We start from the raw sequence: 16,515 nt of genomic DNA on the forward strand, positions 1-16,515 counted from the left end.
CGGCCATGGAACTCACCTTTGCCCGCTGCTTCGTCCAGATCAACGACGCCGACCTCGCCCTGGCCTTCTACCGGGACGCGCTGGGCCTCGAGGTACGCAAGGACGTCGCCAACGAGGGCTTCCGCTGGATCACCGTCGGTGCCGCGTCGCAGCCCGGTGTCGAGATCGTCCTGACGAACTTCGTGCAGGGCAGCCCGTCCGACGTCGACGTCATCGCCGCCCTCGTCGCCAAGGGTGCGATGGGCGGCGTCCACTTCCACACCGACGACCTCGACAGCACCTTCGAGAAGGTGCGCGCCACGGGCGCCGAGATCGTCCAGGAGCCGACCGAGCAGTTCTGGGGAACGAAGGACTGCGCCGTGCGGGACCCCTCCGGCAACCTGGTACGCATCGACCAGCTGCCCGCAGCCTGAGAATCCCCGAGCCCGGCCGACAGATGAGGACGCGATGAGCATGGCCACGAGGACAGGCACGCAGTCGCCGGCGCCGCACGTCGCCGACAGCCAGGACCTGATCCGCGTGCACGGCGCGCGCGTGAACAACCTCAAGGACGTCACCGTCGAGATCCCGAAGCGCCGGCTGACGGTCTTCACCGGCGTCTCCGGCTCGGGCAAGAGCTCCCTCGTCTTCGGCACGATCGCCGCGGAGTCGCAGCGGCTGATCAACGAGACGTACAGCGCGTTCGTGCAGGGCTTCATGCCGACGCTGGCCCGGCCCGAGGTCGACGTGCTCGAAGGGCTGACGACGGCGATCATCGTCGACCAGCAGCGGATGGGTGCCGACTCCCGCTCGACGGTCGGCACCGCCACCGATGCCAACGCGATGCTGCGCATCCTGTTCAGCCGGCTCGGTCAGCCGCACATCGGCTCGGCCAACGCGTTCTCCTTCAACGTTCCCTCGGTCCGGGCGAGCGGCGCGATCACGGTCGAACGCGGCGGCCACAGCCAGGCCGTGAAGAAGACCTTCAACCGCCTCGGCGGCATGTGCCCGCGCTGTGAGGGCCGGGGGACGGTCTCCGACATCGACCTCGCGGAGCTCTACGACGACTCCAGGTCGCTCGCCGACGGAGCGCTCACCATCCCCGGCTACCACGCGGGTGGCTGGAACGGCCGGCTGTACACCGAGTCGGGGTTCGTCGACCCCGACAAGCCGATCCGCGACTACACCAAGAAGGAACTGAACGACTTCCTGTACAAGGAACCGGTCAGGATGAAGATCGCCGGCATCAACATGACCTATGAGGGCCTCGTCCTCCGGGTGCAGAAGTCGATGCTGTCCAAGGATCCCGACGCGCTCCAGCCGCACATCCGGGCCTTCGTGGACCGGGCTGTGACGTTCATGGTCTGCCCGGAGTGCGCGGGCACCCGGCTGGCCGAGTCGGCTCGGTCCTCGCGCATCGGGGACCTCAACATCGCCGACGTCTGCGCCCTGCAGATCAGCGACCTGGCCGGGTGGGTCCGCGACCTGACCGAGCCTTCCGTCGCGCCGCTGCTGGCGTCGTTGCTGCGCACGCTCGAGTCGTTCGTGGAGATCGGGCTGGGCTACCTCTCGCTGGACCGGCCGTCGGGCACGCTGTCGGGCGGCGAGGCACAGCGGGTCAAAATGATCCGCCAGCTCGGCTCCTCCCTCACCGACGTCACCTACGTGTTCGACGAGCCAACCACCGGCCTGCACCCGCACGACATCCAGCGGATGAACGAGCTGCTGCTGCGGCTGCGCGACAAGGGCAACACGGTGCTCATCGTCGAGCACAAGCCGGAGATGATCGCGATCGCCGACCACGTCGTGGACCTGGGCCCCGGCGCCGGCAGCGGCGGTGGCACGGTCTGCTTCGAGGGCACCGTCGACGGGCTGCGCGCGGGCGACACCGTCACCGGCCGCCATCTTGACGACCGGGCCTCGATCAAGGCCTCGGTGCGCAAGCCCACCGGCAAGGTGGAGATCCGCGGCGCGACGACCCACAACCTGCGCGACGTCGACGTCGACATCCCGCTCGGAGTGCTGGTCGTCGTCACCGGGGTCGCCGGCTCCGGGAAGAGCTCGCTCGTCCACGGCTCGATCCCGGCCGGCGCGGGTGTCGTGTCGGTCGACCAGGGCGCGATCCGCGGCTCGCGGCGCAGCAACCCGGCGACCTACACCGGGCTGCTGGAGCCGATCCGCAAGGCGTTCGCGAAGGCCAACGGCGTGAAGCCGGCGCTGTTCAGCGCCAACTCCGAGGGCGCCTGCCCGACCTGCAACGGCGCCGGCGTCATCTACACCGACCTCGCGATGATGGCGGGGGTCGCCACCACCTGCGAGGACTGCGAGGGGAAGCGGTTCGACGCGTCGGTGCTGGAGTACCGCTTCGGCGGCCAGGACATCAGCGAGGTGCTCGCGATGTCGGTGACCGAGGGCGCGGAGTTCTTCGGCGCCGGCGAGGCGCGCACGCCGGCCGCGCACGCCATCCTCGACCGGCTCGCCGACGTCGGGCTCGGCTACCTCACTCTGGGCCAGCCGCTGACCACGCTGTCCGGCGGCGAGCGGCAGCGGCTCAAGCTCGCCACGCACCTGGCTGAGAAAGGCGGCGTCTACGTCCTGGACGAGCCGACCGCCGGCCTGCACCTCGCCGACGTCGAGCAGCTGCTCGGCCTGCTCGACCGGATCGTCGACTCCGGCAAGTCGGTGATCGTCGTAGAGCATCACCAGGCGGTGATGGCGCACGCCGACTGGATCATCGACCTCGGCCCCGGCGCCGGGCACGACGGCGGCCGGATCGTCTTCGAGGGAACCCCGGCCGACCTCGTCGCCGCCCGCTCGACCCTCACCGGCCAGCATCTCGCCGACTACGTCACACCCCGCACCGCCTGACGGCCGCCGGCGGGGTGATTCGGGCTGTCCGCCGACCGACAGCCCCTGGTCAGCGGCCTGCGCGGCGCGGTGTCATCGACCACCCGGTCGAGGTCCGGACCGCGGGGTGGCGGAGCATTGCGCTGAGGAGCCGTGGCTCGCGCCGTCCCAGGGGAACGACAGGTGGAGGTAGCCGCGTGATCCCAGATGATCTTCTCGCGTCCGCGCGGGAGAGTACGGGTCTTGACGACTTCGGTGACGACGAGCTCTTCGGCGGGGATGGCTGGCGGGACGGGCTCGCCCTGCTTCTGCGCTGCATCGAGGACGAGGCGAGGTTCAGCGACCTGGGGGAGATGGCCGCCGGGTTCGAGCTGTCCTCCTACCTGGCGAACCGGCTGCGGATCGTCGACCATCACCGCGAGCACCCGGAGATCCGGGACCGCGACATCGTCCCGCCCGTGGTCATCGTCGGGCAGGCCCGCACCGGCACCACCCTGTTGTTCGACCTCCTCGCCCAGGACCGGGCCCACCGGGCGCCGCTGACCTGGGAGGTCGAGGTGCCGCTGCCGCCGCCGCGCACCCAGACGTACTACTCGGACCCGCGCATCGACGAGGCCGAGGTACTGATCAGCGTGACGGACACCGTCATCCCCGGCTTCCGCGCGATCCACCAGCTCGGCGGCCGGCTCGCCCAGGAGTGCGGCCGGATCCTGGGCAGCGCGTTCACCAGCACGATCTTCGCGAACCAGTACCGGGTGCCCAGCTACCTGCGCTGGTGGCTGCACGACGCCGTTCGGGACGGCCACGTCGCGGCCGCCTACACCTGGCATCGCCGCTTCCTGGAGGTGCTGCAGAGCGAGCACCCGGGCGAGCGGTGGCTGCTCAAGTGGCCGTCGCACGTCTGGACGCTGCCGCAGCTGATGGGCGAGTACCCGGACGCCCTGCTCGTGCAGACCCACCGTGACGTCGCCACCCTGGTGGCCTCGAACACCAGCATGGTCGGCGCGCTGCGCCGGCTGTACTCCGACGAGGTGGACCGGGGCGAGGTCGGCCCCGAGTTCGCGGAGCTGCTGCTGGAGGGGTCGGAGCGCACGGTCGACGTCCGGCTCGACGGCACGGTGCCGGCCAGCCAGGTCGTCGACATCCCGTTCGCCGAGCTGATGGCCGACCCGCTCGCGACCGTGCAGACGATCTACGACCGGTTCGGCTTCGAGCTGCCCGACCCGGCCAGGGCTCGGATGGCCGGCTTCCTGCAGGACAACCCGCGGGCGGCGAGCGGCCACAGCTACACCTTCGCCGACACCGGCCTGAGCCTTGCCGACGTCCGGGCCCGCACCGCCCGGTACGCCAAGTACTTCGACGTCGCGGCGGAGCTCGGCTAGGGCCGGCCCGGAGCTCAGAACCTGATGGGCAGTTTCGCGTAGCCGCGGACGGTGCTGGTGTGCACCCGTGCCACGTTGGCCTCGTCGATGTCCCAGTTCGGGAACCGGAGCAGGGTCTCCTCCACCGCCACCCGGCTCTCCATCCGGGCGAGCCCGGCGCCCAGGCAGAAGTGGATGCCGTGGCCGAACGAGAGGTGGCTGTCGACGACTCGGTGGATGTCGTACCGGTCGGCGTCGGCGTACTTGCGCTCGTCCCGCCCGGCGGACCCGGTGAGCAGCAGGACCTTCGAGCCGGCCGGGATGGTGGTGCCGTGCAGCTCGACGTCGCGCTTGGTGAACCGTCCCTGGACTGGTGACGGCGCCTCGTAGCGCAGCGTCTCCTCCAGTGCGTTCCTGATCAGCGACGGGTCGCCGGCCAGCTCGGCGCGGGCCGCCGGGTGCTCGGCCAGCAGCGCGCCGGTCCAGCCGAGCAGCCGGGCGACCGTCTCGGTCCCGGCGCTGATCAGCAGGTTGGTGAAGTCCGCCGCCTCCGAGGTAGCCAGCCGGCGGGTGCCGCCGTCGGGCGTCTTGATCTCCGCCTCGGTGAGGGCGGTCATCATGTCGTCGCGGGGCTTGGTGCGCCGGGCCTCGATCTGCTCGGAGAGGTACGTGTGCATCTTGATCTGCGCCGCGAACGAGATGTCGTTGATCATGCCTTTGTCGTCGTCGATGTGCAGCGACTCGTCGATCGTCAGGCGGATCTCCTCGCGGTCGGCCGGGTCGATGCCGATCAGCTCGGAGATCACCATCGACGGCAGCAGCGCCGCGAAGTCCTGGACGTAGTCGAAACCACCGGAGCCGACGAGCGGGTCGAGCAGCTCGGCGGCGATCGCGCGGATCGCGCCCTCCATGCCGCCGACGCGGCGCGGCGTGAAGGCTCGGGACACCAGCACCCGCATCGTCGTGTGGACCGGCGGGTCCATGAAGATCATCTGCCCGACGTCCATCGGCTCCGGGCCCATGATCTCCAGGACGGTGCCGTGCGCCGAGCTGAACGTCGCCGGGTCCAGATGCGCGCCGTCGACGTCGGCGTACCGGGACAGCGCGTAGAAGTCGAACTTGTCGTTGCGGTAGACCGGAGCCTCGTCCCGAAGCCGGGTCCACACGGGGTGCGGGTCGGCGTCGATGTCCTTGTCGAACGGGTCCCAGTACAGCTCAGTCACGGAAGCCGGCCTCTCTCAGGGCGCAGGTCGAGCCGTCGGTGTCGGCACTGCCTCAAGGCCTCCGACGAGTTTGACTTACTGTTCCAACTTGGCGAACGGCCGGTGTCTCGGTCAAGTTGGGCGGGACCGTCGCCGTTCGAGGTTCGCGACCAGGCGGCTCATCGCGGCGCGGGCCTGCTCGTGCGCGGTCTCGCGGCCGGCGACCTCGTCCGCCACGAGTCCGAGTGCCAGGCCCTGCATTGTGGTGGCGAGCAGCGCCGGCGGGAACTCGTCGGGGTCGAGGCCGTACTCGGCCTGGATCTTGTCCAGCACCGCCATCTGCATCTGCCGCACCACCCGGGCGACCTCGCCCACCTCGGCCCGCAGCGCCGGCCGGTGGTTCGCCGCCGCCAGGAACTCGAGGAGCAGCGCCGTGCCTCGTGGGTCCGAGGCGAGATCCCACCACGCCTGCAGCGGCCGCCGCGAGGCCAGCGCCGCCTCCATCCGCTCGACGTTGCGCTCGGAACGCCGGCGCAGCAGCGCGACGAACAGGTCGTCGATGGTCGGGAAGTAGTAGTGCAGCAGTGGTGCCTTGAGGCCGACCCGCTCGGCGACGTTGCGGGAGGTCACCGCCGCGTAGCCCTCGCGGAGCATGATCTCCTCGGCGGCGTCGAGGACGCGGGTCACCTTCTCCTCGGTCGCCGCGCGGCGGCGGCGGGGCTCGGCCATCCACCCCTCCTTCGGTCGGCACCGGCTCTTCCATCCTGCCCGAGGGCGGCGGCTTTTCTTGACACCATCTACCCGCTGACTTTGAATGGCTGTTCAAACTCAGCTTGACAGATGGCGCGTCGCCGGGAGGTGTCCGAGTGAGCAACCCGAGCCCGGTGTACTGGGATCCGTTCGACCGTGAGATCGCTGAGGATCCCTACCCGACCTACCGGCGGATGCGGGCCGAGGCGCCGCTCTACTACAACGACCGCCACGACTTCTACGTGCTCAGCCACTGGGACGACGTCAACCGGTCGCTGGTCGACTGGGTCACCTTCTCCTCGGCCCGGGGCCCGATCCTCGAGGTCATCAAGGCGAACATCAAGATCCCGCCGGGGACGCTGCTCATGGAGGACCCGCCGATCCACGATCTCCATCGCCGCCTGCTCGCCCGGGTGTTCACGCCGCGGCGGGTGATGTCGCTCGAATCCGAGATCCGGGACTTCTGCGTACGGTGCCTTGATCGTCTCGGCGGGTCCGCGAGCTTCGACCTGATGACCGAGTTCGCCAACGAGGTCCCGATGCGGGTCATCGGCATGCTGCTCGGCATTCCGGAGGCCGATCAGGCCGCGGTCCGGGAGCGCGCCGACGCCAAGCTGCGCACCGAGCCCGGGAAACAGATGAAGGTGTCAGCGAAGGCGCTGATGGACACCGACCTGTTCGCGGACTACATCGACTGGCGGGCCGCCCATCCGTCCGACGACCTCATGACCGAGCTGCTGAACGCCGAGTTCGAGGACGAGACGGGCACGACGCGCACGCTCACCCGCGAGGAGATCCTCACCTACGTCACCGTGCTGGCCGGCGCCGGCAACGAGACGACCGCCCGCCTGATCGGCTGGCTGGTCGCCCTGCTCGACCGGCACCCCGACCAGCGCGCGGACCTGGTCGCGAACCCCGGGCTGATCCCGAACACGATCGAGGAGACGCTGCGGTTCGAGCCGACCGGCCACGCGATCGCCCGCTACGTCACGAAGGACGTGGAGCTGTACGGCCAGACGGTCCCGGCCGGCAGCGCGATGATGCTGCTGCTCGCCTCCGCCAATCGCGACGAGCGGCGTTGGGACGGCGGTGAGCGTTACGATGTCCGCCGCAAGATCGACCAGCACATCACCTTCGGAATCGGCACTCATTACTGCCTCGGCGCGGCGCTGGCTCGGCTTGAAGGCCGTATTGCGCTTGAGGAGATCCTCGCGCGTTTCCCCACCTGGGAAGTCGACTGGGACAACTCGGCGCTGTCTTCGACCTCCACCATGCGCGGCTGGGAAAAACTGCCCATCAGCGTGGCCTGACCGCCGATTCCACCGCCACCGCCACCGCCACCAAGACCTGAGACCGAGCCGACCGACGCCGAGCGGCCGGTCGACACTGGACGGAGAAACCCGATGGGAAAGCTCGACGGCAAGGTTGCCTTCATCACCGGAGCGGCCCGCGGGCAGGGTCGTAGCCACGCGGTGCGGCTGGCCGAGGAGGGCGCCGACATCATCGGCATCGACATCTGCGAGCAGATGGAGTCGGTCCAGTACCCGATGGGCACCCAGGCTGAGCTCGACCAGACCGTCAAGGAGGTCGAGGCGCTCGGCCGGCGCATCGTGGCGTTGAAGGCGGACGTCCGTGACGTGGCCGAGCTTCAGGCGGCCTTCGACGAGGGCGTGGCCGCGCTCGGGCCGGTCGACATCGTCGTGGCGAACGCCGGCATCGGCGCCGGCGGAAAGGCCATTGCCGCGGAACAGGAATGGGACGAGGTCGTCGCCGTCAACATGACCGGTGTGTGGAACACCGGCCGGGTCGCGATTCCGTCCATGCTCCAGCGCGGTAAGGGCGGCTCGATCATCCTTACCAGCTCGACCGGCGGCCTCGTCGGTGTCGGCATTCCCACGGCCGGATTCCTCGCCTACACCGCGGCGAAGCACGGCGTCATCGGCCTGATGCGTTCGTGGGCGAACTTCCTCGCCCCGCACATGATTCGGGTCAACAGCGTCGCGCCGACCGCGGTACGCACCCCGATGGCCGGCGACGGCGACATCAAGGCGATCATGGAGCGCAACCCGGCTCTCGCCAACGCGCTGACCAACGCCATGCCCGTCGACCTCGTCGAGCCCCTCGACGTCTCGAACGCGGTCCTGTGGCTGGCCTCCGACGAGGCTCGCTACATCACCGGCACCGTCGTCCCCGTCGACGCGGGCCTCATCAACAAGCGATAGGCACAGGCGCGCGGCGTGCGGTCCTGTCCACGCGCACCGCGCAAGTCATGATCGCCGTTTTGGCCCTGAGGTGGTCACAGAAACGCCCTCCTCACGACCGCCCCAGGGCCAAAACTGCGATCAAGGTCATGCGAGCGCGCCGAGCCACCTTGGCTTCTCAGGGATTCGGCGTCCGAATTGGCCGGCAGGGGCTCTGGTGGCGACTAAACAGGACCCGGGACGGCCACCCGAGCGTCGAAACGGCGATCAAGGGAATGCCGAAACCGGTCGAACCGGGCCTGAGGTGTCACTAGTACATTGCGTGACACCATGGGTCGTTGTCGGGCAAGAGGGGCGCGGGTCGGCCGGCGGTGTCGGTTGCTTCCGCTCCTGGTGCTGGCGATGGTGATGGCGATGGCGCTCGTGGCCGGCTGCGGGCGGATCGACCCGAACGAGGGCTTTCCCGGATTTCAGGACACGCTGGCGCCGTCGGGGCAGGCGGCCGGCGATGGGGACGCCGCGTCGACCGACTCCGGCGCTGGTCAGCCGACGGACGCCGCCGACCCGGGCGCGCCGCTGCCTGCCACGACCCCGGACCCGGAGTCGGGCCCGTCGGCCGGCTCGGGCGGCGGCGCCGGCACCGCGGCGACCGCGTCGGCGAAGGTGAGCCCGTCGGGCACGGCGGCCAACCGCGCCCCGACCGCGGCGGTCACCACCAGCTCGATCAAGCTCCCCGTCGAGACCACCACTCCCGCCGCCAAGCCGACGACGGCGAAGCCGACCGGCGGCATCATCCTGCCGCACTGATCCGCCTGTCGCACTGATCCGCCTGCTCCGCTGATCCGCCTGGCGGCCCCCGACCGGTCGGACGACGCCAGACCTGTCGGTGGTCCGGTCTACCGTGACGGACAGAACGCCCCTCAGGGCGACCTCGGGCGAACGGGGAAAACCGATGACCACACTGGCGGATCGGCCCAACACGGCGCTCCTCGTGGTGGACGTGCAGGCCGAGGTCGTCGCCACGGCGTACGACCGGGACGCCGTCGTGGCGAACATCCGGGATCTCGTCGACGAGGCGCGGCGGGCCGGCGTACCGGTGGTCTGGGTCCAGCACTCCGATGAGGGCCTGGAGCGCGGGTCGGCGGGCTGGCGGATCGTCACGGAGTTGCTTCCGGGCAGCGATGAGCCGCTGGTCGAGAAGAGCTATGGCGACGCGTTCGAGGCCACCACGCTGGAAGACGTGCTGGCGGGGCTCGGTGTCGGGCGGCTGGTCGTCGCCGGCGCCGAGACCGACGCCTGTATCCGCTCGACGCTGCACGGCGCCTTCACCCGAGGCTACGACGCGGTTCTGGTCAGCGACGCGCACACGACCGGTGACAAGAGCACCTGGGGCGCGCCACCGCCGGAGCAGGTCATCGGGCACACCAACCTGTACTGGACCTACCAGACCGCCCCCGGCCGCACCGCCGGCACCGTCGCGACCAAGGACGTCGACTTCGGCGCCTCGCGCTGAGCCGAGCGTGCCCGAGCCGGCGAGCGGCTCCCGGACCGTGCCAGGGAAGGTCGACACAGTGAGCGAAGACGCGTCGGGCGCCACCCCGGGGCGGACCCGCGAGCCACGGCGCGTCAGGCGGCTGCTGTTGGTGGTGGGGGCGGCCGTCGGGCTGCTGGCCGTCGGCGGTGGGCTCGGATTTCTCGGCGGCCGGCTGTCGGCTCCGGTGGGACGGTCCGCGGACCGGGCGGTCCGGCCCGAGGAGAAGGTGCAGCACGCCGCGGCTGTCCGCTACGGCAACCTGACCTTCCGCCCGACCGGGCTGACCTGCGGGATGCACTGGGCCTTCGGCACGCACGCGGAGCTGGAGGCCAAGGGCCAGTACTGCCGGCTCGGCGTCGTCGTCGAGAACGTCGACTCGACCTTCCATGACCTCGTGACCGGGAAGCAGCGCCTGGTGGACTCCGCCGGAAAGGCGTACGCGCCGAGTTTCGACGCCATGCGCGCGAAGCGGCAGCCGGACTCGATCACCATCGGCGCCCGGGATGCCGTCGAGATCGATCTCTGGTTCGACGTGCCGGCCGGCGGCCGGATCGACGCCGCCCGCCTGGTCGGCGACGACGACCCGTCCGGCATCGACGACGTCGTCAACACCCCGCGTCCGTCCGGCGGTGCTCGCGTCCCGTTGACGATGTAGGCGGACCGGACGGCGCCGCTCGGCCTGAGACACCTGGCATCCTCGGGTGACGGTTGCGATGGGTCTTGTCCGGAGAATCACCCTGGAGGCGGCCAGATTCTTCGCCATGCTCGGATAGGGGCCGTGGTCGGCTTGGCCAGGCGTCAGGAGGGGTGGATCCGATGGGTGACGCGACGGCGGGGAATCCGGGCCGGCCGAATGGATCGGCGGGTTGGACGGGGCACCCGAACCTTGCCTGCCGGGTGGACCCGGAGGCCGACCCGACGAACCGGGTCGGCCGGGAGCCACCTCGTACCAGGGTCTACCGGGGCGGCAAGCTGGAGGCCGAGGGCTTCGCGGTCGCCCGGGTCAGCGACTATCTGGAGGAGCCCGACACCGTCGTCTGGCTCGACCTGTGCGCGCCGCGCCGGGACGAGCTGCACGTCATCAGCGAGGAGCTGAACCTCTCCTCGCTGGCGGTCGAGGATGCCGTCAGCCCGCGTGAGCGCCCGAAGCTGGACCGCTACGACAGCCACCTGTTTCTCAACGCCTATTCGGTGAGCTTCGACCGGGACAGCGGCGAGGTGGCCACGCACGAGGTGGCCGCGTTCATCACGGAGAAGGCGCTGGTGACCGTGCGCCAGGACGAGGGCTTCGACGTCGACGGTCTGCTCGCGCACTGGGGCGAGGTCGGCCAGGAACTCGGCCAGTACGGCGTCAGCTACCTGGTGCACGGCCTTCTCGACTTCATCGTCGACCAGCATTTCGCCGCCGTGCAGAGCCTCGACACGGAGATCGAGACGCTGGAGGACCTGCTGTTCGACGACGCGCCGCACGACGGCGCCGTCCAGCGGCGCAGCTACGAGCTGCGCAAGAGCCTGGTGCTGCTGCGGCGGGTGGTGCTCCCCATGCGCGAGGTCGTCAACACGATCATGCGTCGGGACCTGCATCTGGTCAGCCCCGAGATCGCGCCCTACTACCAGGACGTCTACGACCACGTGCTGCGCGCCACGGAATGGACCGAGAGCCTGCGGGACCTGGTCACGACGATCCTGGAGACGAACCTGACGATCCAGGGCAACCGGATGAACCTCATCATGAAACGGCTGAGCGCGTGGGCCGCGGTGATCGCCGTGCCCACCGCGATCACCGGTTTCTACGGTCAGAACGTTCCCTATCCGGGCTTCGGCAAGGAATGGGGCTTCGCCGTCAGCGTCGGCGTCCTTCTCGGCTGCGCGGGTTTTCTCTACGTCGCCTTCAAACGCCGCGACTGGCTGTAGCTCACCCCGGATTTCCGATGCTCCGGGTCGGGCGAACGTCGCGGGAACTTCGGATGACGTCTCGGCTCGAACCGGCCATCAGGGCCGCCCTGCCGCCTAGATTTCGCCGGTGCGACGAAGGTGGATGCTTGTCGTAGGCGGCGTGGTGGTCATCGCCGCAGTGGGTGTGACGCTGGGACTTACGCTCGGCCGGGGCGGCCCGGGCGGGTCCTCGCCGCAGCCGGTGACGTCGCCGCGAATCTCGATCGGGCTGAGTGGCTGTGGGACGGGCTGGACGAAGCCGGCCGCGGGCCAGCAGGACTTCCTGCTCGTCAACACCGACCTGCGCAACGGCGACGCCCAGCTGATCGACCCGGCCAGCGGCGCCGTCTATGCCGACGTGGAGCCGCTGGGCTCCGGCGCCAGCGCGCACCTGCGGATCGTGCTCGGTCATGGCAGCTACGCGTTCCGCTGCGTGATGGAGGACGACAACGCAATCACCGGGCCGACCGTGACGATCGGCGGCACGCTGCGGACCCCGGTCGCGCCGGTGCTGCCGGTCACCCGGAACGATCTCGTCCCGGTCGCCAGGGCCTACGAGACCTACGTCAACAATGCGCTACCCGGGCTGATCGGCCTGACTCGCACATTGAGCGCCGACATCGGGCGAGGTGACCTGGCTGCCGCCCGGCGGGACTGGCTCCCGGCCCACCTCGCCTACGAGCGGCTGGGCGCTGCCTACGGCGCGTTCGACACCGCGGACTCGGTGATCAACGGCCGTCCTGACGGGCTGCCCGACGGGCTCCGGGACCCTGGCTTCACCGGGTTCCACCGCCTCGAGTACGGGCTGTGGCACGGCGAGAGCGCCGCGAGCCTCGGACCGGTCGCGGACGCTCTGGTCACGGCCGAGACCGATCTCCAGACGGCGTTCCCGCAGGCCCAGATCGACCCGCTCGACATCGCGATCCGGGCGCACGAGATCACCGAGAACACCCTGCAGTTCACGCTGACCGGGCACGACGACCTCGGCAGCGGCTCCGAGCTCGCGACCGCGCGGGCGAACCTGGACGGCACGCGGACGGTCCTGGGACTGCTCAGGCCGCTGCTGAGGAACCGTTACCCGACCCTCCCCGCGCTGGACGCGCTGATCACGACCACCGACCGGGACCTCGCCTCGTTCCAGCATCCGGACGCCACCTACCCGGCGATGGCGGACCTGAGCGTCCCCGACCGGGAACGCGTCGACAGCGACTTCAGTGAGCTGAGCGAGCAGCTCGCCCCGATCGCGTCCATCTGCGAGCCAAGGCGGACACAGTGAGTGACCTGACCGGCGACGGCACGGCGGGCGTTGACGACGGCGGCGCCGCCGGCGGGTGCCCCGCGCCGACGCGGGGCCGCCGGCTGGATCGGCGTTCCCTGCTGCGCGGCTCGGCGCTGGCCGCCGCCGCTGCCGCCGGTGGTGGGGTCGCGGCGACGGCCGGCACCGCGGTGGCGCAGGCGCCCGCCGCAGGCGTCCCGACCGGCGCGACGGTCAGGCCGGCCCGGTTCGTGGCGTTCCACGGAACCCACCAGGCCGGGATTCTCCTGCCCGCGCAGGCCTACTCGGTCACCGCCGCCTTCGACGTGACCGCCCGCTCCAAGGGCGAGCTCGCCGATCTGCTGCGCGCGCTGACCGACCGGACCCGGTTGCTCGCTGCTGGTGGCGTCCCGCCGAACGACGGGATCTCCGCGCCGCCGGCCGACTCCGGTGTACTCGGCCCGACCCTCACCGGCACCGGCCTCACCGTCACTGTCGGCGTCGGGGCGTCGCTGTTCGACGGTCGGTTCGGGCTCGGCCCGGCCCGCCCGCGCCGGTTGACGACGATGCCGACGTTCCCGAACGACAGCCTCGACCGCGCCCAGTGCGACGGCGATCTGGTCGTGCAGATCTGCGCCGACGCCCCGGATGCCCCGCTGCACGCGATCCGTGACCTCACCCGGCACACCAGGGGCGGTATGCAGGCTCGCTGGCGGGTCGACGGCTTCCTGTCGCCGCCGCGCCCGGACGGCGCGCCGCGCAACCTGATGGGCTTCAAGGACGGCACGGCGAACCCGGCGGTGGCCACGCCGGCCGTCGCCGACCGGTTGCTCTGGGCGGCCCGGGACGAGCCGGCCTGGTCCGAGGGTGGCAGCTACCTGGTCGTCCGGCTGATCCGGATGCTGGTCGAGTTCTGGGACCGGGTGACGATCTCCGAGCAGGAGCGCATGATCGGTCGCCGCCGCGACTCGGGCGCGCCGCTGTCGGGCAACGTCGAAGCGGACACGCCCAGCTACTCCGACGACGCGACCGGCGGGAAGATCCCGCTGGACGCTCATATCCGGCTGGCGAACCCGCGCACCCCCGACACCGCGGCGAGCGTCCCGCTGCGGCGCGGCTACAACTACGACCGCGGTCTGGACAGCAACGGCAACCTGGACATGGGCCTGGTCTTCACGGCGTTCCAGCAGGATCTGGACCGGCAGTTCGCGGCGGTGCAGGTGCGGCTGGCCGACGAGCCGCTGACGGACTACATCGTGCCGTTCGGGGGCGGGTACTTCTTCGCGCTGCCCGGCGTGCGGGACAGCGCCGACTGGTTCGGCCGGGCACTGCTCGCCTGAATCGGGTGTGACCCGGAAAGCGGTACGGGCGCCCCGAACGTACCGGTCTTCCCAACCGCTGAACCTCTACTCCTTTGTAGAGATAATACGAGGCCCGCTGTAAGTAATGTGAACCTGACCTAATAGTCAGGGTATTGGTGTCGTTCAGGGTTACTGGACGGAAAGCGTTCGCTTTCTCGTTGGTTGGCTGGCGCCGTCAGGCCGTCTGAGAGGACCACGCTGCCTCGCTGGGCACTTCGGCGGTCGGCCTTTTCGCCGCCCGATGGAGGTGATCCGGGGGGCCCTGACGAGAGGAGAAATGCGTGACCCTCAGTACGCGCCTGCGGCGTGGCGGCATCGCTGCCGCCGCCGCGGTCGCAACGGCGGCAGGCATCGCGATCTTCCAGATGCAGCCGTCCTCGGCGACCCAGCCAGTGGACCGGTCGGCGTCCACCACCACGCCGATCAAGCACGTGGTGGTGATCTTCGACGAGAACGTCTCCTACGACCACTACTTCGGGACGTACCCGTTCGCGACGAACACCGATGGCACGAAGTTCACCCCGCGGCCGTTCAGCCCGTACGACAACAACCTGCTCTTCAGCGGCGCGCTGTTCAAGAACCCGAACACCTACAAGCCGGCCCGGCTGACCTCGGCGCAGGCCCTGACCTGCGACCAGAACCACGGCTACGGCGCCGAGCAGAAGGCCGTCGACGGCGGGAAGATGGACCTGTTCCCGCAGAGCGTCAGCGTCGACACCTGCAGCGGAAACCTGTACGGCACCCCTGGCCTCGCGATGGACTACTACGACGGCAACACCGTCACCGGGCTGTGGAACTACGCCCAGTACTTCTCGATGAGTGACAACTCGTGGGACACGACGTTCGGCCCGTCCACCCCGGGCGCGCTGAACCTCATCTCGGGCCAGACCCACGGCGTGACCTCGCACGACCCGAAGACGGGCGCGCAGACGGCCACGCCGGACGCCTACACGGTCCTCTCGCCGAACGCGAGCGGCGTCGGCACCGTCATCAACGACCCTGACCCGTTGTATGACGACTGCGCTGACAAGAACCACACGTCGACGAACGCGCTCGCCTCGATGTCGGGCAAGAACGTCGGTGACCTGCTGAACGCCAAGGGCGTGACGTGGGGCTGGTTCCAGTCTGGCTTCAAGCCGACCACCGCCTACGCGGGTTCCGGCACCTACGCGGTCTGCGGCGCCACGCACACCAACATCGGTGGCAACAGCTCGGTGGACTACAGCCCGCACCACTCGCCGTTCGAGTACTACGCCTCGACCTCGAACCCGCACCACCTGGCGCCGACGTCGGTCGCCGAGATCGGCCACACCGACCAGGCGAACCACAACTACGACCTCACCGACTTCGACGCGGCGCTGTCGGGGAACAACCTGCCGGCCGTCAGCTTCCTGAAGGCGGCCGAGTACCAGGACGGGCACGCCGGCTACTCGGACCCGGCCGACGAGCAGACCTTCCTGACCTCCACGATCAACAAGATCCAGCAGTCCAAGGACTGGAGCTCGACCGCGGTCGTCATCGCGTACGACGACTCGGACGGCTGGTACGACCACGTCGCGCCGACGATCCTGAACGGCTCGACCGACCCGGTCAGCGACTCCGCGGTCTGCGCGACCGCGAAGGCCAAGGCCGCTGGCGGCTACCTCGACCGGTGTGGTCCCAGCCAGCGGCTCCCGCTGCTGGTGATCTCGCCGTACTCGAAGGCGAACTACGTCGACCACGGCTACACCGACCAGACCTCGGCCCTGACGTTCATCGAGAACAACTGGTCGCTCGGCCGGATCGGTGACGCGTCGTTCGACAGCCGGACGTCCGGCCTGGGCGGCTTCTTCAACTTCGGCGCGCGACCGTCGCGTCAGTTGCTGCTCAACGCGGACGGATCGGTCAAGTCCGTCCACCTCTGAGATCCACCCGGACGGCCGGACCAGCTGGTTCCGGTCGTCCGGGCCGGTGAAAGTGCCTGACGAGCGTCCCCCCCGCCACGCGCGGGGGGGGTGACCCCCCCCCCCCCCCCCACGACTCCGGACCGCTGCGCCAGGCGGCGACGGACGGCCGAGGCCGAGGCCGCTTGCTGGCGGAAGGAGACCCCG

At 70.0% G+C, this 16,515-nt stretch carries 14 protein-coding genes; 12 read left to right on the forward strand and 2 right to left on the reverse strand.

Features of this window, described 5'->3' with window-relative positions; all coding sequences use genetic code 11:
• Nucleotides 1–5: 5 nt before the first annotated feature.
• The 3 genes from I6A60_RS28575 (at nucleotide 6) to I6A60_RS28585 (ending at nucleotide 4,208) form a co-directional block, all read left to right on the forward strand.
• Nucleotides 6–413, forward strand: coding sequence for a VOC family protein (locus I6A60_RS28575; protein ID WP_203016064.1), 408 nt, complete (start codon nucleotides 6–8; stop codon nucleotides 411–413).
• Between the two features lie 34 nt (nucleotides 414–447).
• Nucleotides 448–2,847, forward strand: coding sequence for an excinuclease ABC subunit UvrA (locus I6A60_RS28580; RefSeq protein ID WP_203016066.1), 2,400 nt, complete (start codon nucleotides 448–450; stop codon nucleotides 2,845–2,847).
• Nucleotides 2,848–3,023: 176 nt separating this feature from the next.
• The gene (locus I6A60_RS28585; RefSeq protein WP_203016068.1) at nucleotides 3,024–4,208 is read left to right on the forward strand and encodes a sulfotransferase; all 1,185 of its coding nucleotides are present in this window, start codon (nucleotides 3,024–3,026) and stop codon (nucleotides 4,206–4,208) included.
• A gap of 14 nt (nucleotides 4,209–4,222) precedes the next feature.
• Here the strand turns inward: I6A60_RS28585 and I6A60_RS28590 are convergent, their stop codons facing one another.
• Both I6A60_RS28590 and I6A60_RS28595 read right to left on the reverse strand, forming a co-directional pair.
• Nucleotides 4,223–5,410, reverse strand: coding sequence for a cytochrome P450 (locus tag I6A60_RS28590; protein WP_203016070.1), 1,188 nt, complete (start codon nucleotides 5,408–5,410; stop codon nucleotides 4,223–4,225).
• A 111-nt stretch (nucleotides 5,411–5,521) separates the two neighbouring features.
• A complete protein-coding gene (locus I6A60_RS28595; protein WP_203016072.1) occupies nucleotides 5,522–6,118 on the reverse strand; it encodes a TetR/AcrR family transcriptional regulator in 597 nt (198 codons plus the stop codon).
• A 137-nt stretch (nucleotides 6,119–6,255) separates the two neighbouring features.
• Between I6A60_RS28595 and I6A60_RS28600 the strand changes: the two genes are divergently transcribed.
• The 9 genes from I6A60_RS28600 to I6A60_RS28640 all read left to right on the forward strand — a co-directional run bounded on the left by I6A60_RS28600 (nucleotide 6,256) and on the right by I6A60_RS28640 (nucleotide 16,329).
• Entirely contained in the window at nucleotides 6,256–7,449 is a 1,194-nt protein-coding gene (locus I6A60_RS28600) for a cytochrome P450 (RefSeq protein WP_203016074.1), read from the forward strand.
• Between the two features lie 93 nt (nucleotides 7,450–7,542).
• Nucleotides 7,543–8,361 (forward strand): mycofactocin-coupled SDR family oxidoreductase, encoded by an 819-nt coding sequence (locus I6A60_RS28605; protein WP_203016076.1) that lies wholly within the window; start codon nucleotides 7,543–7,545, stop codon nucleotides 8,359–8,361.
• Between the two features lie 357 nt (nucleotides 8,362–8,718).
• Nucleotides 8,719–9,147 (forward strand): hypothetical protein, encoded by a 429-nt coding sequence (locus I6A60_RS28610; protein WP_203016078.1) that lies wholly within the window; start codon nucleotides 8,719–8,721, stop codon nucleotides 9,145–9,147.
• Between the two features lie 145 nt (nucleotides 9,148–9,292).
• On the forward strand, nucleotides 9,293–9,853 hold the full coding sequence (locus I6A60_RS28615; RefSeq protein ID WP_203016079.1) for an isochorismatase family protein: 561 nt from the start codon (nucleotides 9,293–9,295) through the stop codon (nucleotides 9,851–9,853).
• A gap of 58 nt (nucleotides 9,854–9,911) precedes the next feature.
• Nucleotides 9,912–10,529 carry a hypothetical protein gene (locus I6A60_RS28620; RefSeq protein ID WP_203016080.1) on the forward strand — a complete coding sequence of 206 codons (618 nt, stop codon included), beginning with the start codon at nucleotides 9,912–9,914 and terminating at the stop codon, nucleotides 10,527–10,529.
• Nucleotides 10,530–10,690: 161 nt separating this feature from the next.
• Entirely contained in the window at nucleotides 10,691–11,788 is a 1,098-nt protein-coding gene (locus I6A60_RS28625) for a magnesium transporter CorA family protein (RefSeq protein WP_203016081.1), read from the forward strand.
• Between the two features lie 124 nt (nucleotides 11,789–11,912).
• Nucleotides 11,913–13,085 (forward strand): EfeM/EfeO family lipoprotein, encoded by a 1,173-nt coding sequence (locus I6A60_RS28630; RefSeq protein WP_203016082.1) that lies wholly within the window; start codon nucleotides 11,913–11,915, stop codon nucleotides 13,083–13,085.
• Nucleotides 13,082–14,404, forward strand: coding sequence for an iron uptake transporter deferrochelatase/peroxidase subunit (gene efeB / locus I6A60_RS28635; protein WP_203016083.1), 1,323 nt, complete (start codon nucleotides 13,082–13,084; stop codon nucleotides 14,402–14,404). The genes I6A60_RS28630 and efeB overlap by 4 nt, the downstream gene beginning before the upstream one ends.
• Before the next feature lie 302 nt (nucleotides 14,405–14,706).
• Nucleotides 14,707–16,329 carry a phospholipase C gene (locus I6A60_RS28640; protein WP_203016084.1) on the forward strand — a complete coding sequence of 541 codons (1,623 nt, stop codon included), beginning with the start codon at nucleotides 14,707–14,709 and terminating at the stop codon, nucleotides 16,327–16,329.
• The last annotated feature ends 186 nt before the right edge of the window (nucleotides 16,330–16,515 follow it).

Origin of the sequence: Frankia sp. AgB1.9 (genome assembly GCF_016786355.1) — a bacterium.
Classification (GTDB): Bacteria; Actinomycetota; Actinomycetes; order Frankiales; family Frankiaceae; genus Pseudofrankia.